Genomic DNA, 19,413 nt, shown 5'->3' on the forward strand with positions numbered 1-19,413 from the left:
AATTGGTCCCTCTGGGACCAATTTTTTTACTCTTCTGTACCCAAGAGATTTTTTGCAACGATTGCAGCCAGAACACCACCGACAATTGGAGCCAAGATAAAGATCCAAATTTGTTGAAGGGCTGCGCCACCAACAAAGAGGGCAGGTGCCAAGCTACGAGCTGGGTTAACAGAAAGTCCTGTAATGTTCAAACCAACAAGAATAATCAAGGTCAAGCTCAAACCGATCACAAGACCCGCGATCTTGCCATTTCCTTTAGAAGCTGATGTCACTGTCATGATGACCAAAATAAAGATAAAGGAAGCAATTACTTCAAACAAGAATCCGCCAAATGGAGTCACACCCTTCGCTAGGGCGTTTTCACCAAGACTAGCTGTTGACATACCTGAATTTGACAAGAGGAAGAGTACTGTTGCAGATGCGAGAACCGCACCCACTACTTGCGCTGCAATATAATTAATCAAGTCCTTTGAAGACAAGCGTTTGTTCACAAACATGGCAATCGAAACAGCCGGGTTCAAGTGGGCACCCGAAACAGTCCCAATTGAGTAAGCTGCTGCAACAATGGATAAACCGAATGCCAAGGCAATTCCTAAATGTCCAAGACCTTCTGTCCCATTTCCAAAAACAACTGCGCCAGTCCCGATAAAGACAAGCATAAATGTGCCGATTACTTCAGCAAAAAACTTTTTCATAATATAAGTTTCCTTTCTTCAAACTGTTGTCTAGTTTATCAAAAATCCACACGTACCTCAAGAAATATGCCCAGTCTATTTTGCCCGCAAAAAAGCCATCCGGAGATGACTTCTTTTATGTTTAAATAGCGTTTTTATCTTTTCCAAGTGCACGTTGAACGGCTTTAACAATCTCAACGAGAACAACAATCAAGAGCGAGCCAATCATAACAGCTAACCATTGTGTCAAACTTAAATGAGACACATGGAAGAGTTTGTTAAATCCAGGGACAATGATGGTTGCCATCAAGAGAACAAAGGCAACTGGAATCGACCAGTTAAAGGTCTTGTTCTTAAAGAGTCCCACTTTAAAGATGGATTGGTAAACCGATTTGACGTTAAAGGCATGGAGCAATTGGATCAAACCAAGAGTTGCAAAGGCCATGGTCAAAGCGTCTGCATGGATTTCTGCACGAGTCGCATGTTCTGGAGAGAGCAAAGCCCAGCCATAAACACCAAGAACCAGCATGGTTTGGAAGACACCTTGATAAAGAACGGCTCCAAAGACCCCACCGTCAAAGAAGTTAGATTTACGTCCACGAGGTTTGTGGGTCATGACACCTGGCTCAGCTGGTTCCACACCAAGAGCGATGGCTGGTAGCGTATCTGTCACCAAGTTGATCCAGAGAAGATGTACTGGTTGAAGCACATCCCATCCAAAGAGCGTTGAAAAGAAGATGGTGAAGACTTCAGCCATATTGGCGGACAAGAGATACTGAATAGATTTTTGGATATTGGAGAAGACCTTACGTCCTTCTTCTACCGCTACGATAATAGTGGCGAAGTTATCATCGGCAAGGACCATGTCTGAAGCTCCCTTAGAAACTTCTGTACCTGTAATCCCCATACCGATACCGATGTCAGCTGTCTTAAGTGATGGTGCATCGTTGACTCCATCCCCTGTCATGGCAACAACTTTTCCTTCATTTTGCCAAGCTTTCACGATTCGAACCTTGTGTTCAGGTGATACACGCGCATAGACAGAGTATTGCTTGAAGACTTTTTGGAATTCTTCATCAGAGAGTTCGTTCAACTCAGCTCCTGTAAAGACGTGGTCTTCTGTATCATTTGGATCGATGATTCCAAGACGTTTAGCAATGGCTTCTGCTGTATCTTGGTGGTCACCCGTGATCATGATAGGACGGATACCCGCTTCCTTAGCGACACGGACCGCTTCTGCTGCTTCTGGACGCTCAGGGTCAATCATGCCGACCAAACCAGAGAAGATCAGGTCAGACTCAACAATTTCAGATTCCAAGGTTGGAATTTCGTTGCTTGTCTTATAAGCCATCATCAAGACACGAAGGGCTTGTTTAGCCAAGTCTTTGTTGGTAGCAAGGATAGCTTTCTTATCTTCATCCGTGATAGGACGAACTTCCCCATTAACTTCAATACGCGTCACACGTTTGAGCAATTGGTCAGGGGCCCCCTTAACAGCGATAAAGTAAGAACCGTCAGCTTCCTTATGAATGGTTGACATAAGCTTACGGTCTGAGTCAAACGGCAATTCAGCCACACGTGGCTCATCCTTCAAGACTTCACGAACGTCAAAGTTGTGGTCCAAACCAAACTGAACAAGGGCTGTTTCCGTTGGATCCCCAATCAATTTACCAGATGGGTCCACTTTAGTGTCATTGGCAAAGTTCATGATACGAAGCGTATTGTTGTTAGCTCCAATTTCGGTTGCTGCACTTTGTAATTGACCGTTGGTATAGACTTTTTCAACTGTCATTTGGTTCATAGTCAAAGTACCTGTTTTATCAGATGCAATGATTTCTGTTGAACCAAGTGTTTCAACGGCTGGCAATTTACGAACAATCGAATTGCGTTTGGCAAGGGTTGTAGTTCCCAAAGAGAGAACGATGGTTACAATGGCAGGAAGTCCTTCTGGAATCGCCGCAACCGCAAGGGCAACAGCTACCATCAAGCCTTCCAATGGATGTTCACCACGAACGAATACACCAACCAAGAAAGTAATAACGGCAATCACAACAATCAAGTAAGTCAAGGCCTTAGATAATTGTTCCAAGCTTTGCTTCAATGGTGTCTCTGTCTCGTCAGCATTAGCCAACATATCTGCAATCTTACCAACTTCTGTGTACATACCAGTGTTTGTCACGACACCAATACCACGACCGTATGTTACGTTTGAGTTTTGGTAACCCATGTTAACACGATCCCCGATACCAGCATCTGCTTCAACAAGTCCTGTCACATCTTTTTCTACTGGCACAGACTCCCCTGTAAGAGCCGCTTCTTCGATCTTAAGAGAAGTCGCTTCCAACAAGCGCATATCAGCAGGAACCACATCTCCAGCTTCTAGCAAGACGATGTCTCCAGGTACCAATTCTTTGGAATCAATTTCAATCACGTGACCATCACGGCGTACACGCGCTAATGGACTAGACATGTTTTTCAGTGCTTCGATAGCTGCTTCTGCTTGTCCTTCTTGGTAGACACCAAAGGCTGCGTTCAAAACAACAACGGCTAAGATGATCATGGCATCTGTAAGGCCGTCCATTCCTTCTGTAATCACAGAGAGAGCTGCGGCGATCAGCAAGATGATGATCATCAAATCTTTAAACTGATCGATAAACTTAGACAAGAGGCTACGTTTTTCACCTTCGTCCAGTTCATTATGACCATAAGTCGCCAAACGTTCTTGAGCTTGAGCAGTTGACAAGCCTTCAATTGAAGAGTCCAATTCCTTTAGAACTTCTTCTTTACTCTGTGTATAAAACAAAGCTTTATTTTGTTCTTTTGACAAAATAATTTCCTCCTTATAGCTTTCTACTAGGTCTCTTTTGCACAAAAAAGAGACCTGTTTGAAAAAACAAGTCTCGCCGTTTAATATAGTGCCGGAAATAATTTCGTAATGACGACACTATCGCGGAAAACCGCCAGCTACTCCCTTGAGTGCTTTTATTATACCATTTTTATAGAATAAAGCAAGCGGGATCTCGAATAATTTAATGAGGTCTATTCTTCCCATTCCACCAGTAATTGATAATTGGCAAATTCCTGTTCTCCATCGAGAGTTAACAAACGATAAGAGACTTGCAAATGACCTGCTTCTAATTGAAAGAGATCTGTTGTAATCAAAAACTGCTGAATGCCCATCGGAGTGGGAATGATTGCCCCACCATCTTCATTTTTGTAGAAACGCATGATGGATTTAGGACTTGAGAATCGTGTCATGATCAATTCATCGTTGGAAAATTTCAAAGCAACCTTTTCATCTTCTTCATTGGTATACAAGAGATATTGAAAACCTGCTTTTTCCTTCCATTCACCTTGATAGTACTGATCAACGATTTCCATTTCTTCTCCAAATCGAATGGTATTTTGAATGCGAATCTGCATCTTTGTCTCCTTCTCTTCTTTTCTTGCCTTACTATTCTATCAAATTTTACGCATTTTGACTGCCCCTATTAGCCTCTAGATCGCAAAATAGGCTTTTTTTTGCTATAATAGACCCATGAATGAAAAAGTCTTTCGCGATCCCGTACATGATTACGTTCATGTGGATCATCCCATCATTTATCAATTAATTAATAGTAAAGAATTTCAACGACTACGCCGCATCAAACAACTGGGGACATCTGGTTTTACCTTCCACGGTGGGGAGCATAGTCGTTTTTCTCACTGTCTTGGCGCCTATGAAATTTCAAGACGCATCCTGTCCATTTTTGAGGAAAAGTATGCAGAGCAATGGAATTCTGATGAAAACTTACTGACCATGACAGCCGCTCTTCTTCATGACATTGGACATGGTGCCTATTCCCATACCTTCGAAGGACTCTTTGGGACCGATCATGAAAAAATGACCCAGCTGATCATCACCAGCCCAGAGACGGAGGTCAATCAAATCCTCTTACAGGTAGCACCTGATTTCCCAAATCGTGTAGCCAGCGTCATTGATCATACCTATCCCAATAAACAAGTGGTACAATTGATTTCTAGTCAAATTGATGTGGACCGAATGGATTATTTACTGCGGGATGCCTACTTTACGGGTGCTTCCTATGGAAAATTTGACTTGACCCGTATTTTGCGTGTCATTCGACCAATTGAAAATGGCATTGCCTTCCAACAAAATGGCATGCACGCTGTCGAAGATTACGTGGTCAGTCGTTACCAAATGTATATGCAGGTCTACTTCCACCCGGCTACTCGTGCCATGGAAGTCCTCCTTCAAAATCTACTCAAACGAGCTAGAACCATTTATCCCGATCAGAAAGAGTATTTTCAACTGACTTCACCTCGCTTGATTCCATTTTTTGAAGAAGAGGTCACCATCCAAGACTACCTAAATCTAGATGACGGTGTGATGAATACCTATTTCCAAGTCTGGATGGATAGTCCAGATACCATCTTGTCTGATCTTGCTCAGCGCTATATTAATCGGAAAGTCTTCAAATCGATTCTATTTACAGAAGATAAGCGAAAAGACTTAGTAATCCTTGAAAAACTGATTAAAGAGGTTGGGTTTAATCCAACCTACTACACAGCTATTCATCAAAATTTTGACCTGCCCTACGATATTTATCGACCAGAGCTTGAAAAACCGCGGACTCAGATCGAGATGATCCGAAAAGATGGGAGTCTCGCTGAATTGTCTCAGTTGTCTCCACTCGTCGCTGCTCTTGCAGGAACTCGCTATGGGGACAACCGCTTCTATTTCCCAAAAGAAATGCTGGAGGTTAATGGACTTTTCAGTAAGCAAGTAGAGGAATTCACTTCCTATATCAACAATGATTATTTTACAGGAGAGACGGATGTCCATTAAATTAGTTGCGATCGATATCGATGGTACACTTCTCAATTCAAAAAAAGAGATCACACCTTCCGTATTTGAAGCCATTCAAGACGCTAAAGCTGCAGGCGTTAAAATCGTGATCACAACCGGTCGTCCTATCGCAGGGGTCTCAAAACTTTTAAAAGAACTCCATTTGATGGATCCTGGAGACTATGTCATTACCTTTAATGGCGGTCTGGTGCAAGAAACCGCTACAGGAAAAGAACTCATTAAAGACCTTTTAGATTATGAGGACTATCTCGATATCGAGTCTCTTGCTAACAAACTCCAAATCCACTCTCATGCTATTACTAAAGACGGCATCTATACCAGCAATCGAGATATCGGACGCTACACCATTCGTGAATCCCAACTGGTCAATATGCCCCTTTATTACAGGACGCCTGAGGAAGTTCGTGAGAAAGAATTTGTCAAGGCCATGTATATCGATGAACCAGACATTCTGGATGCTGCGATTGCAAAAATTCCTAAAGAATTCAAGGACCGTTTCACGATGGTCAAATCAGCCCCTTTTTATTTAGAAATTCTAAGGAAAACAACCAATAAGGGAGCAGCTGTTCTTCATTTAGCTGAACGACTTGGAATCCAGCAAGAAGAAACCATGGCCATCGGAGATGAGGAAAATGACCGTTCCATGCTAGAAGTCGTGGGACATGCCGTCGTTATGGAAAATGGCAATCCAGCTCTTAAAAAAATTGCTACAACTATCACCAAATCAAATGATGAATCTGGCGTTGCATACGCCATTAGAAAGTGGGTATTATAAGAAATGTACCATTACCAGCTAGGAATTTCTGCTAGTGAGCATGATGACTTTGTTATTCAGAGTGACCAAACCAATCTCTTACAAAGCAGTTCATGGGCAAAAATTAAAGATAATTGGGGAAATGAACGGGTTGGTTTTTATCAAGAAGACCAATTAGTCGCTGTTGCAAGCATCTTGATTCAACCCCTGCCACTTGGCTTTTCCATGCTCTACATTCCTCGAGGCCCAATCATGGATTACCAAAACAAAGAGCTAGTTTCATATGTGATCCAGTCCCTTAAAAAGATAGCCAAACAATACAAGGCCTTGTTTGTGAAATTTGATCCAAGTCTTTTCTTGAGTAAACACTTGATTGGACAAGAAAAGACGGAAGCTCCTGCTGTGCAAGCGGTAATCGATACCTTAACAAAAGAAGGAATTGAATGGACTGGCCAAACCAGTGATATGGCAGAAAATATCCAACCACGCTTTCAAGCGAATATCCACAAAGAGTTTTTTACCGAGCAAGATCTTTCAAAATCTACTCGACAAGCCATCCGAACTGCTCGGAACAAAGGGATCCAGGTCCAATTTGGCGGGACTGAATTGTTAGGGGACTTTGCTTCTCTCATGAAAAAGACCGAGGCACGTAAAAGCATTCATTTACGTGGAAAAGACTACTACGAAAAACTACTCACAACCTACCAAGGACAATCCTACATTACCTTGTCTACGCTTGATCTCGCAGAGCGGAAAATCTCCCTTACAAAAGATCTTGAAAAAAACAAGGCTGAAGCTGAAAAATTCACAGAAAAAACAAAGCCTGGCAAGGTTGAGAACAACCAAAAAGAAAAAGAGCGCATAGAGGAAGAACTGCAATTTCTTGAACAGCATCTCCAAGCAGGTAGACAGATTGTTCCTTTATCTGGTACCTTAACCCTTGAATTCGGTGGGACGTCTGAAAATGTTTATGCAGGGATGGATGAAGAATTCCGCCGTTACCAACCTGCCATCCTCACCTGGTATGAAACTGCCCAACACGCTTTTGATCATGGTGCTTCTTGGCAAAATATGGGGGGCATTGAAAATTCACTCGATGGTGGTCTCTATCATTTCAAATCTAAATTTAATCCTGTCATTGAAGAATTTGTTGGGGAATTCAACCTTCCAACCAGTCCACTCTATCCACTTGTAAACAAAGTCTACAAGATCCGGAAAAAATTAAGGAGTAAATAAGTTACATGACTCTTACGACAATTTCAAAAGAAGAATTTACCTCATTTGCAAATACTGTCTCCCATCGCTCTTTTATCCAGTCTGCTGAAATGGCAGATCTGCTTGAAAAGCGAGGAAACACGGTCCAATTTATCGCTTGGGAACAAGAAGATCAAGTCCAAGTGGCAGCGATCTTGTACAGTCTTCCTATGACAGGAGGTCTCCACATGGAAATCAATTCTGGCCCCCTTTACCAAGAGGAAGCTATGCTAGAACCTTTCTATGCAACCTTAAAAGACTATGCGAAAGAAAATGGGGCTATTGAACTCGTTATTAAGCCCTATGATACCTATCAAACTTTTGACAGTGACGGCAATCCAACCAGTGAAGAGCAAACCCATTTCATGGATACCCTAAAAAAATTGGGCTATCAGCATGATGGTTTAACAACAGGTTATCCAGGTGGAGAAGGTGATTGGCATTATGTGAAAGATATGGAGGGTATCACCGAAAAAAATCTTCTCAAGAGCTTCAGTAAAAAAGGAAAGCCACTTGTCAAAAAAGCCAAATCTTTCGGTATTGAACTGAAACGATTAAACCGAGATGAACTGCAACTCTTTAAGGATATTACTTCCTCTACCAGTGACCGTCGCGACTATCAGGATAAAACCTTGGATTATTACCAAACTTTCTATGACAGTTTTGGCGACAATGCAGATTTCATGATCGCAACACTGAACTTCCACCATTACTACACGAATCTTGAAAAAGACCAAGGAAAACTAGCACAGAAGATTGAGAAATTACAGAAGGATCTTGAAGTCAACCCCAATTCAGAAAAAAAACAAAATCAACTTCGTGAATTCTCTAGCCAGTTTGATACCTTTGAGGTGAGAAAGAAGGACGCGAAAGAATATATTGAAAAATATGGAGATCAAGACGTCATTCTTGCAGGTAGCCTCTTCGTCTATATGCCACAAGAATCCACCTATTTATTCAGTGGCTCTTATACAGAATTTAATAAGTTCTATGCTCCTGCTGTTCTCCAGGAATATATGATGCTTGAAACCATCAAACGTGGTATCCCAAGATATAACTTCCTAGGTATTCAAGGAATCTTTGACGGGTCAGACGGTGTGCTTCGTTTCAAACAAAACTTCAACGGCTACATCGTCCGTAAGATGGGGACCTTCCGTTATTACCCAAGTCCTCTGAAATACAAAATGATTTCTCTCATTAAGAAACTATTAGGACGTTCCTAACTCAAAAGACCAGCTTTGAAGCTGGTCTTTTCTACTATAAAAAAGACGAGAAACCTCTCGCCTTTTATATGTCATTATTTAACGAAGTCAAGCAATGCCAAGAAGCTTTCAGCTTCAAGTGATGCACCACCTACAAGAGCTCCGTCAACGTCTGGACAAGCCATGTATTCAGCAACATTTTCAGGTTTAACTGAACCACCGTATTGAACACGTACTTTGTCAGCCACTTCTTGACCAAAGTCAGCAGCTACAACGTCACGAACAACTTTACACATTTTTTGTGCATCGTCTTGTGAAGCAGATTTACCAGTACCGATAGCCCAGATTGGTTCGTAGGCGATTACTGTTGAAGCTACTTGTTCTGCAGTCAATCCAGCAAGAGACTGAAACTTGAGCCCCTACGAATTCTCGCTTTACCAGCTTCGTAAGTTTCAAGGCTTTCACCACAACAGATGATTGGAAGCATACCGTTCGCAAAGATTGCTTTTGCTTTTTTGTTGATGTCTTCATCAGTTTCGTGGAAGTAGTCACGACGTTCTGAGTGACCGATCACAACGTAGTCAGTACCGATTTCTTTCAAAACTTGTGGGCTAGTTTCACCAGTGAAGGCACCAGCATTTTCAAAGTAAGTGTTTTGTGCAAGACAACTTTAAGGTTTGAACCTTTAGCGCACAAGTACAGCTGTCAAGTCAACTGCAGGAGCGCGATGCCAGCTTCAACAAGATCAGCTGAAGGAAGTTTTGATGCTACAGCTTCAACGAATGCTTTTGCTTCTTCTGGATTTTTGTTCATTTTCCAGTTACCAGCGATAAATGGTTTACGTGACATTTCACATACCTCTTTTTTCTAATTTTATACTATCTATTTTACCATAAATTTCGTCATAATGAAAGGTTGCACAAGCTCATTTTACTTTTTACCAAAATAAAAACCCCGTCTTCACGGGGTTTTCTGTCTGTCTATATAATTGTTAATCTGGGAACTAGATCGAATTAAGCTTCGATTTCAGTAACCATACCTGAACCAACAGTACGTCCACCTTCACGGATTGAGAATGTAGTACCTTGTTCAACGGCGATTGGGTGGATCAACTCAACGTCGATAGTCACGTTATCACCAGGCATTACCATTTCAGTTCCTGCTGGAAGTTCGATAGATCCAGTCACGTCAGTTGTACGGAAGTAGAACTGTGGACGGTAGTTGTTGAAGAATGGAGTATGACGTCCACCTTCTTCTTTAGTAAGGATGTAAACTTCACCTTTGAATTTAGTGTGTGGGTTGATTGAACCTGGTTTAGCGATAACTTGTCCACGTTCGATTTCATCACGTTGGATACCACGAAGAAGCACACCAACGTTATCCCCTGCAAGACCTTCGTCAAGTTGTTTACGGAACATTTCAACACCAGTAACAACTGCTTTTTGGATTTTTTCTTTGATACCAACGATTTCGATTTCGTCGTTGACACGAACAACACCACGGTCGATACGACCTGAAGCAACTGTACCACGTCCAGTGATTGAGAATACGTCTTCGACTGGAAGAAGCAATGGTTTGTCGGTATCGCGTTCTGGTTCTGGGATGTACTCATCAACAGTATCCATCAATTCCATGATGATGTCTTCATATTTAGAGTCACCTTCAAGAGCTTTAAGAGCTGAACCTTGGATAACTGGAAGGTCATCACCTGGGAAATCGTATTCTGAAAGAAGGTCACGGATTTCCATTTCAACCAATTCAAGCAATTCTTCATCGTCAACCAAGTCAACTTTGTTCATGAAGACGATCAAGTGTTTAACACCAACCTGACGTGAAAGAAGGATGTGTTCACGTGTTTGTGGCATTGGTCCATCAGTTGAAGCTACTACAAGGATAGCTCCGTCCATTTGAGCGGCACCAGTGATCATGTTTTTAACATAGTCCGCGTGTCCTGGAGCGTCGATGTGAGCGTAGTGACGTTTAGCAGTTTCGTACTCAACGTGTGCAGTGTTGATAGTGATACCGCGTTCGCGTTCTTCTGGAGCAGCATCGATAGACGCATAGTCTTTTGGTTGGTTAACTGATGAAGGCAAGCGACGTGCCAAAACAGTTGTGATTGCTGCAGTTAGGGTAGTTTTACCGTGGTCAACGTGTCCGATTGTACCGATGTTAACGTGCGGTTTACTACGATCGTATTTTTCTTTTGCCATTTGAGTAAAAGCCTCCAATAAAATATATTTTATAGATAGACAGTAGGCAATACAGTCTAACTTTCCTTACTATTCTATCGAATTTTAGATGAAATTGCAAGCCTTTTACCTATATTTTCTTAATTATTCCTCTTCTTTTCTTTTATTTTGTCCTCTTGCTGAAAGATCCTGTTCTAGCTTTGAAAATTCTCATTTAAAATCGTCTACTCAAGCTCATTAAGCATCTTCTATCTCTTTGTTTCAGAGCAGAAAAAATCGGAACAGACGTTCCGATTTTTTTAACCTGAATTACGTAATCCTGTTGCCACCCCGTTGATGGTGATATGGATTAGCTTGTCTTGATCAGCTGATAATTGGCCGGTCCGTTGACGTCGAATCAATTCTAACTGAATATAGTTCAAGACGTTAAAGTACGGCATCCGATAATCCAAACTTTCTTTCAAATAAGGGTTTTCAGCGAGCAACTCGTCTTGTTCTTCAATCATCAAGATGATGTCCTTCGTCAATTGCCATTCATGTAAGATGATCTGATAGATATTGCGGACTTCTTCTTCCTCACACAATTGCGCGTACTCAAAAGCAATGTCCATGTTGGCTTTGGATAAGACCATGTCCACATTTGACAAGAGAGATTGGAAGAAAGGCCAGTTTTTATACATGTACCGAAGGGTTTCGATATTCTCAGGATCCTCATCGATAAATTCCTTAAAGCTAGAACCTACTCCGTACCAACCAGGGAACATCACCCGACTTTGTGACCATGAGAAGACCCATGGGATAGCACGCAAACCACCGATTTCAGTAATGGTCTTTCGAGCAGCAGGACGTGAACCAATATTAAAGCTTGAAATTGCTTTGATCGGACTTGATTCAAAGAAGTAATCATAGAAGTGCTCATTTCCAAAGACCAAATCACGATAGATATCGTAACTGCGATTCACGACTTTATCCATGACTTCCCCGAAACGATCAAACATAGAGAATGGACTCTTTTGTTCGGCAATCATTCGGTTAATGGTTGCCGAAACCAGCATCTCAAGGTTGTAGTAGGCAGCATCTTTATTTCCATATTTATTGCCGATTACTTCCCCTTGCTCGGTTAAGCGGATACGGTCATTAATGGATTTCAATGGTTGAGAAGTGATGGCTTCATAAGTAGGACCTCCACCACGGCCAACAGTACCACCACGACCATGGAAGAAGGTAATCTTCACTCCAAACTCATCTCCGATAGCGGTCAATTGTTGTTGGGCTTTAAAGAGGGTCCAACAAGAAGACAAGTATCCACCATCTTTGTTGGAATCAGAGTAACCTAACATAATCTCTTGGTAGTTGTTCTTAGAAGCAATCCAACGTTTGGCAATTGGAAGAGACAAGTAACTTCTCATGGTTTCTTCTGAATGATCCAAATCTTCGATCGTTTCAAACAACGGTACGATTTGAACGCGAGCTTTTTCCGTATCGACTAAGCCCACTTCTTTCAACATCACAGCCAATTCCAACATATCTGACACACTTGTTGCATGAGAAATGATGTTTTGACGAATGACTTCTTCTCCTAAACGATCCTTCAATTCACGGGCCGTTTGGAAAATCGCCAATTCTTTTTCAAGCAGTTCAGATTTTTCAGCATGGGTTGCTGATAAAATACGTGGGTCTTCTAAAAGTTCTTTCAAGAGAACTTGACACTTTTCATCCTCTGATAAATCAGAATAGTGGTCATTAATCCCTGCTGATTTCAGTAATTCTGCCACACAGGCTTCATGTACACTCGAATCCTGGCGCATATCAATAGAGGCGAGATAGAATCCAAAAACATCGATGGCTTCTAGAAGTTCTGCAAACTCACCAGAAATTAAATACTCTGATTTGTTTTCTAACAAGGAATCTTTGATCTTTTCAAGGTCTTCTTTAAATTCTTGAGCTGATGCATAAGCTGGAGACTCTTTCTCAGAAATTTTCTTTAGAGCCCCAGAAATACGATTGCCGATATAATCAGAAACTGGCCCTTGTTGATGAGCATTTGCTCCTAATAACCTCTCGACAGCATAACGATCTTCTCTAGTTTCCCCAACCATCGTCCATTCTTTTAAATTGACCAAGGTTTGAATCAATTTTGACTGGATATAGTGGAAAGCCCGACGGTAAGGTTCTTTTTCACGAAAGACAGATGTATCACTTGATAGGGCTGCCATTTCAGCTACTGCTTCACTTGTTTTAGAAAGACTCGTTGAAAGCGAGAAATGACGGTATAATTTAGAAATCTTTTCGATGTAATAGTTCAAAATGACTTCACTCTGAATAGTTGCTGAACGCTTTAAGGTCTCAGCTGTTACAAACGGATTCCCGTCCCGGTCTCCCCCAATCCACATGCCCATTGTGATCGGACGTGGTTGTTCAAGCTCTAATCCATGCTCTTTTGCCAAGCGTTTGTATTCCAACATAAGATTTGGAACAGCTTGTAAGAAAGAGCTATTGTAATATTCCATGACATTGGTGATCTCATTAGTAACCTTCAATTTTTTGTCACGAATCATATCCGTTTGCATCATGATTTCAATATTACAACGAAGGTTGTTATACCACTTATCCTCATTCATTAAACCCGCTTTAACATCCCGGTGCTGACGAAGAAGAGCATGAATATGATTGGTTAGATCCAGCATGGTTTTTCTTTGCACTTGAGTTGGATGGGCTGTTAAAACAGGTACAATATTGAGGTTTTCAAGAATTTCCTGTGCATCTTCATTTTTTGCAACTTCCTTGATCGTTGAAGAAAGTTTTCCGAGGTATTCACCATCCACGTTATTCAAATGATTGATTTCATAGGCCAAATCGACATCTTCTGAGATGTTAATCAAGAGTGGTAAAATAGCAAAATAACGTGAAATCACTGTCATTTCTTCATTTGTCAATTGTTCCACTAGTTGATTCAACTCACGATAGTTCTGTGTTTTTGATAGATCCTTCAACTGCGTAATTTTATCAAAGGTTTCCGGACGAACCAAATTTTTCGTAATATCATCTAATAAATTAGTTAAAATTTCGGCTTCTTCTTTGATAATATCTTTATTTGTGAAGTTCTCTAATTTTTGTAAGACCATTTTTTCTCCTTTTTGAATAGCCATTCAACAATTCCCTTTTAATAATAAGGTTTGATTTTACCTTTTTCTTCAAAAACCATGCCTTCTTGTTCCATCTTGGCCCGTTTTTCACTAGCATCGATATTCAAAACGAAAGCAATCGCTATGGATAAGACCCATAAGCTATTTCCCCCTTGGGATAAGAAGGGGAAGGTCACTCCTGTAGACGGAATCAAACCAGAAATACCTCCGATGTTAATGAAGGTTTGCACTAAGATCATCCCACCGATCCCAATGGCCATCATCGAATTAAAAGGATTCTTTGCTCGAATACCGACTAAAATGATCCGAAGAATTAAGAAGAATAAGAGAGCAAGAATCAAGCTAGCTCCAACAAAACCTAATTCTTCAATCACAATCGCAAACACAAAGTCTGTGTGCGCTTCTGGTAAGTAACCTTGTTTTTCAATGGAATTTCCTAGCCCCAAGCCAAACCAACCACCATTACTCATGGCATAGTAAGAATTAGCTAATTGGTGACCTGCGCCAGACAAATCATTAAAGGGGTTAAAGAAGGCACTAAAACGTTTGGCTACATAACCAAAGACTGGAATTTTAGCGACACGGTCCACACCGATGATCCATATTGAACCAAGGACAATGGACGATGCTCCAACAACTAAAGCAAGTAGTGAGGTAAACCAACGGTAGCCAACTCCACTAGCCGTAATCATGATCAAGACCGTTAAGGCCAAGATCGTCGCATTTCCCAAGTCCGGCATGATCACAACGATTCCAATCAGAATCAAGGTCAGCCAACGCCAATCGTTTAAATTTCTTGGAATCCATTCATTGTGCGTCAAGGCTTGGTAATCATAATCACGGATTTCATCTTGTCGTTTAGAAAAAATCAAGGCCAGATACCAGACTAAGATCACCTTGAGGTATTCTGCTGGCTGGATACTAAACATTCCTGCAATCGTCAACCAACCGTGAGCTCCATTGACCGTATCCGTGATAAACCTAGACAAGATCAACAAAATCACCTCAATAAAGATGACAAAAGCTAATACTTTTTTATTTCGCAGGAAGTCTAGGCTAAATTTATAAATCAAGGCAATGGTTAGGAGACTAAAGATGAAGAAGAGCCCCTGTGTCCGTACCATTCGAATCGAACTCACTCCACTTTGAATTGCCAAGGCACTTGTTGTCGAATAGACTACAATCAAACCAATAATAGATAAAATCAAATAGGGAATGAGGATGGAATAATTTAAAAGATGTCTTTTTTCAATTTTCATAATTCACCATATTCCTAATGTTCAACCTCCATTATATCATTTTTAAGAAGCAAAACCAAGGAAAGGCTAGAAAAGATTCGGCTTCTTCCCCATTTTCAAGAAATATTCTAATGATTCTTCTTATTTTCATATATTTTTATCCTTTTTTGATGAAAAGATTCCTTTTTTTTGAAAACAATGGCTGAAATCGTGATCTTTTAAGCATTAAGTTTTGCCTTTTCGTTTTATTTACGGTAAAATGATTTTGTATGAGAAAAAGGATAAAACCCGTTGTTCTCTTAGTCTTTTTTATCGGTTTCATTTCTTTTCTCGTTCTTTCACGAACGATTGCTGATATGCAAGCAAGAGAGCAACAAGAAACAACACAAACGATTCCGAACTCCAATACACCTCGAAAAACAACCACTGCAAGCTCTTCTTCTAAAAAAGAAGACATCAATCCAGAACTAGTTGGCCGCCCGATCATTGATATCTCAGGCTGGCAATTGCCAAGCGAAATTGATTACGATATCCTCTCCAGAAATGTAGGTGGTGTGATCGTTCGTGTCCATAGTGGGGCTCAAGCTAAAAAGGAAAATGCGGCAACCTACTTAAATGGTCTGGATAAATCTTATAAAACCCATATCCAAGAATTCCAAAAACGAAATATCCCTGTCGCAGTCTATGCTTATGTCGCTGCTAAGGATAAAAAAGAAATGGAAAAAGAAGCAGAAGAATTTTACAAGGCTGCTTCTCCTTACAAACCGACTTACTATTGGTTAGACGTTGAGGAAAAAACCATGAAGGATATGAACGCAGGTGTTGAAGCTTTCCGAGCAAAACTACAAGCTTTGGGTGCAAAAAATATTGGACTCTATATCGGAACCTACTTCATGGAAGAACATAGTATCTCCACTGATAAATTTACGGCTCTTTGGATTCCTACTTATGGATTTGATGATGGCTACTATAATGCCGCGCCAGATACCAACACGGAATACGACTTGCATCAATATACCTCTCAAGGGCAATTAAATGGATTCTCACACTACTTGGATCTCAACCAAATTGTTCCGACGCAAGACCAAGAAGCGATTTATCGGAAACTATTCAAGGTACAAAAAGATGGCTCTTCCTCATAGCCTTAAAACAGCAGATCAAGTGATCTTCACTTTTTCTGCTGTTTTCTATTTTTAAGGAGAAGGCAATATTGTCGCTATTATATGTTATAATGGTCTAGTGAAATCTGATTTTGTAGAGAAAAAGAGAAAAGGAGAAAGCCGTGGCAAAAAAAAATAAAGTGAAAAAAACCTTGGTCGAGCAGATCTTGACGAAAGCAAAAATTGAGCACATAGGCTTACAAATCAACGCTTTAGAAGGGATCTTACCAGAAGGAATTGATCGCTCTACTATTTTCAAAACCCTAGCTCTCAAAGGGGATAAAACGGGTCCCGTGATTGGGATCATTCCTATTACAGAGCATTTATCAGAAAAAAAGTTAGCCAAATTATCGGGGAATAAGAAAGTGGCTATGATTCCTCAGAAAGATCTTGAAAAAACAACGGGTTATATTCATGGTGCCAATAATCCAGTGGGCATTCATCAAAAGCATTCTTTTCCTATCTTTATTGATAAATCAGCCCTTCAGTTAGAAACCATGATCGTATCTGCTGGGGAAATTGGCCATAGTATTCAAATCAAACCACAACTTCTAGCAGACTTCGTCAAGGCGACTTTTGCTGATATTTTGGAATAAAGATGGAGAAGGAGACAAGATCGTGAAACTATATTTTATTCGACACGGACGGACAGAATGGAATGAAGAGGGACGTTTTCAAGGATCAAATGGCGATTCTCCGTTGTTGCCAGCCTCCATTCATCAGCTTGAAAAATTAGGAAAGCATCTAGCTACTGTTCCTTTTGATGCAGTCTTTGCAAGTGATCTGCCACGGGCAGTCCATACCGCACAGATCATCCTCGATCAATTGGAGATACCTCTAAAATTACAAGTAACATCTGCTCTTCGTGAGTGGAATTTGGGAAAACTAGAAGGAGCTAAAATTTCTACCATTTCGGCTATCTATCCCCAACAAATGGCTGCGTTTCGGCATAACTTAGCATGCTTTCAAAATGAAATCTTTGATGCAGAATCTGTCTATGAAACGACCAAACGTACCTGTGATTTTGTAAAAAACTTGAACGGAAAAGAGCTCGATACCGTTCTCATCGTTGGACACGGAGCTAATTTGACAGCTTCTATTCGAACCTTGCTTGGTTATGAAACAGGAGAACTCCGCAAAAATGGCGGACTAGACAATGCCAGCGTGACGATTTTGACAACAGATGATTTTGAGCACTATCACTTAGACACTTGGAACGACACTTCTTATATGGAAGACTAAAAAACACTGATCTTGCGATCAGTGTTTTCTTTTAGCTTATTTCATAGTTGGGAAGAGAAGGACGTCGCGAATTGTTGTTACATTTGTCAACAACATAACGAGACGGTCAATACCAATTCCAAGTCCACCTGTTGGTGGCATACCATATTCAAGGGCTTCAACATAGTCATAATCGATGCCTGTAGCTTCGTCATCTCCCAATTCTTTGGCACGCGCTTGCGCTTCAAACCGTTGCAATTGATCGATTGGATCATTCAATTCCGTGAAGGCATTGGCATACTCTTTGGTCATGATGAAGAGTTCGAAACGGTCAGTGAAGCGTGGATCTTCTGGATTTTTCTTAGCCAATGGAGATACTGCTACTGGGTGACCGTAAACAAATGTTGGTTGCGTCAAGGTTTCTTCAACGAATTCTTCGAAGAAGGCATTGATAATTTGTCCCACCTCTGTGTAGTGTTTTTCAACCGGTACATGTTTTTCGTTTGCAAGTGCTACAGCTTCTTCAAAGGTCATGTCTTGCCAGAAGTCAACACCTGTGATTTCTTTGATCGCATCAACCATGTGAACCCGTTTGAATGGTTCGTTGATTTTGATTTCTGTTCCTTGATAGTCAATTGGACCATCACCATGGACCGCTTTCGCAGCATGTTGGATAATACCTTCTGTTAAGTCCATGATATCGTGGAAGTCAGCGTAAGCTTGGTAGACTTCTATCGAAGTAAATTCAGGGTTGTGAGTAGCATCCATTCCTTCGTTACGGAAGATCCGTCCGATTTCATAAACGCGTTCCATCCCACCAACAATCAAACGTTTCAAGTGGAGCTCAGTCGCGATACGAAGCACCATGTCAATGTTTTGTGCATTGTGATGAGTGATAAATGGTTTGGCAGCCGCACCCCCAGCTTCATTGTGAAGCACTGGTGTTTCCACTTCAAGGAATCCTTGACCATCTAAATAACGACGGATTTCAGAGATGATTTTTGAACGGGTTACAAAGCGTTCAAAGCTTTCGCGATTTGAAATCAAATCCAAATAACGTTTACGATAGATGGTTTCAACGTCTGAAAGTCCGTGGAATTTTTCAGGCAAAGGACGAAGGGCTTTTGACAAGTGAGTGATATGAGTTGCTTTAATCGAAAGTTCACCCATGTCTGTGCGCATGATTTCCCCTTCAACACCAAGGAAATCACCAAGGTCTGCTTTTTTGAAGATCTCGTAGTTTTCTTCTCCAACTGCATCCTTACGAACGTAGATCTGAATTTGACCTTCACGGTCTTGAAGATGGGCAAAGCCAACCTTTCCTTTTCCACGTTTGGTTACGAGACGACCGGCAATAATAGCTGTTTCGTTCAAGTCGTGGAGTTGTTCTTTATCTAATTCTGAATATTTTTCTTTTAATTGACCTGAATTTGCAGTGCGTTCGAATCGTTTTCCAAATGGATCGATTCCTTGTTCACGAAGGGCCGCCATTTTCTCACGACGGACAATCTGCTGGTCATTTAATTCTTCCATATGTTCAGTAGTCATTTGGAACCTCCTAAGTTATTCTCCCCTATTCTATCATATTTAGAGCAGAAATTCACTAATATTTACCAATTAAACAAAAATATGATGGAAGAAAAAATGCAGCTTCTTGAATGAATACTCAAAAATATCTGAAGACCGTTGTTGACTACCTAAATAG

Annotated in this window: 14 protein-coding genes and 1 pseudogene; 7 read left to right on the forward strand and 8 right to left on the reverse strand. The window is 40.9% G+C overall.

Going from position 1 to position 19,413, the window contains the following annotated elements; translation table 11 throughout:
* Positions 1 to 26 precede the first annotated feature (26 nt).
* The 3 genes from AB4X21_RS07205 to AB4X21_RS07215 all read right to left on the reverse strand — a co-directional run bounded on the left by AB4X21_RS07205 (position 27) and on the right by AB4X21_RS07215 (position 4,097).
* Entirely contained in the window at positions 27 to 695 is a 669-nt protein-coding gene (locus tag AB4X21_RS07205) for an MIP/aquaporin family protein (protein WP_003013516.1), read from the reverse strand.
* A 121-nt stretch (positions 696 to 816) separates the two neighbouring features.
* A complete protein-coding gene (locus tag AB4X21_RS07210) occupies positions 817 to 3,501 on the reverse strand; it encodes a cation-translocating P-type ATPase (RefSeq protein WP_369087734.1) in 2,685 nt (894 codons plus the stop codon).
* 212 nt (positions 3,502 to 3,713) lie between these two features.
* Positions 3,714 to 4,097: a DUF1934 domain-containing protein gene (locus AB4X21_RS07215; RefSeq protein WP_320910547.1), complete on the reverse strand. Its 384-nt coding sequence runs from the start codon at positions 4,095 to 4,097 to the stop codon at positions 3,714 to 3,716.
* A gap of 115 nt (positions 4,098 to 4,212) precedes the next feature.
* Here AB4X21_RS07215 and AB4X21_RS07220 point away from each other — a divergent pair, with 115 nt between their 5' ends.
* Genes AB4X21_RS07220 through AB4X21_RS07235 form a run of 4 tightly spaced genes read left to right on the forward strand, consistent with a single transcriptional unit; the run spans position 4,213 to position 8,775 of the window.
* Positions 4,213 to 5,523, forward strand: a complete 1,311-nt coding sequence (locus AB4X21_RS07220; RefSeq protein ID WP_003013512.1) for an HD domain-containing protein — start codon at positions 4,213 to 4,215, stop codon at positions 5,521 to 5,523.
* Positions 5,513 to 6,319 (forward strand): sugar-phosphatase, encoded by an 807-nt coding sequence (gene yidA, locus AB4X21_RS07225; protein ID WP_003002671.1) that lies wholly within the window; start codon positions 5,513 to 5,515, stop codon positions 6,317 to 6,319. The genes AB4X21_RS07220 and yidA overlap by 11 nt, the downstream gene beginning before the upstream one ends.
* Positions 6,320 to 6,322: 3 nt before the next feature.
* Positions 6,323 to 7,534: an aminoacyltransferase gene (locus tag AB4X21_RS07230; protein ID WP_369087735.1), complete on the forward strand. Its 1,212-nt coding sequence runs from the start codon at positions 6,323 to 6,325 to the stop codon at positions 7,532 to 7,534.
* Positions 7,535 to 7,539: 5 nt separating this feature from the next.
* Entirely contained in the window at positions 7,540 to 8,775 is a 1,236-nt protein-coding gene (locus tag AB4X21_RS07235; protein WP_369087736.1) for an aminoacyltransferase, read from the forward strand.
* Positions 8,776 to 8,849: 74 nt separating this feature from the next.
* On the opposite strand, the pseudogene tpiA reads toward AB4X21_RS07235, so the two are convergent.
* The 4 genes and pseudogenes from tpiA to AB4X21_RS07255 form a co-directional block, all read right to left on the reverse strand.
* Positions 8,850 to 9,603 (reverse strand): annotated as a pseudogene (gene tpiA / locus AB4X21_RS07240) (triose-phosphate isomerase).
* 164 nt (positions 9,604 to 9,767) lie between these two features.
* A complete protein-coding gene (gene tuf, locus AB4X21_RS07245) occupies positions 9,768 to 10,964 on the reverse strand; it encodes an elongation factor Tu (RefSeq protein WP_031574016.1) in 1,197 nt (398 codons plus the stop codon).
* Between the two features lie 278 nt (positions 10,965 to 11,242).
* The gene (gene ppc, locus AB4X21_RS07250) at positions 11,243 to 14,068 is read right to left on the reverse strand and encodes a phosphoenolpyruvate carboxylase (protein WP_320910544.1); all 2,826 of its coding nucleotides are present in this window, start codon (positions 14,066 to 14,068) and stop codon (positions 11,243 to 11,245) included.
* A gap of 38 nt (positions 14,069 to 14,106) precedes the next feature.
* Positions 14,107 to 15,348 carry a cell division peptidoglycan polymerase FtsW gene (locus AB4X21_RS07255; protein ID WP_003002538.1) on the reverse strand — a complete coding sequence of 414 codons (1,242 nt, stop codon included), beginning with the start codon at positions 15,346 to 15,348 and terminating at the stop codon, positions 14,107 to 14,109.
* Between the two features lie 248 nt (positions 15,349 to 15,596).
* Between AB4X21_RS07255 and AB4X21_RS07260 the strand changes: the two genes are divergently transcribed.
* From AB4X21_RS07260 to AB4X21_RS07270, 3 genes are all read left to right on the forward strand, one after another.
* On the forward strand, positions 15,597 to 16,469 hold the full coding sequence (locus AB4X21_RS07260) for a GH25 family lysozyme (protein WP_369087737.1): 873 nt from the start codon (positions 15,597 to 15,599) through the stop codon (positions 16,467 to 16,469).
* Positions 16,470 to 16,609: 140 nt separating this feature from the next.
* The gene (locus AB4X21_RS07265) at positions 16,610 to 17,083 is read left to right on the forward strand and encodes an aminoacyl-tRNA deacylase (RefSeq protein WP_320910543.1); all 474 of its coding nucleotides are present in this window, start codon (positions 16,610 to 16,612) and stop codon (positions 17,081 to 17,083) included.
* Positions 17,084 to 17,105: 22 nt separating this feature from the next.
* Entirely contained in the window at positions 17,106 to 17,729 is a 624-nt protein-coding gene (locus tag AB4X21_RS07270; RefSeq protein WP_320910542.1) for a histidine phosphatase family protein, read from the forward strand.
* 36 nt (positions 17,730 to 17,765) lie between these two features.
* On the opposite strand, the gene lysS is transcribed toward AB4X21_RS07270, so the two are convergent.
* A complete protein-coding gene (gene lysS, locus AB4X21_RS07275; RefSeq protein WP_003016025.1) occupies positions 17,766 to 19,256 on the reverse strand; it encodes a lysine--tRNA ligase in 1,491 nt (496 codons plus the stop codon).
* Positions 19,257 to 19,413: the final 157 nt, after the last annotated feature.

Origin of the sequence: Streptococcus sp. CP1998, from assembly GCF_041026655.1 — a bacterium.
GTDB classification, from domain to species: domain Bacteria; phylum Bacillota; class Bacilli; order Lactobacillales; family Streptococcaceae; genus Streptococcus; species Streptococcus dentalis.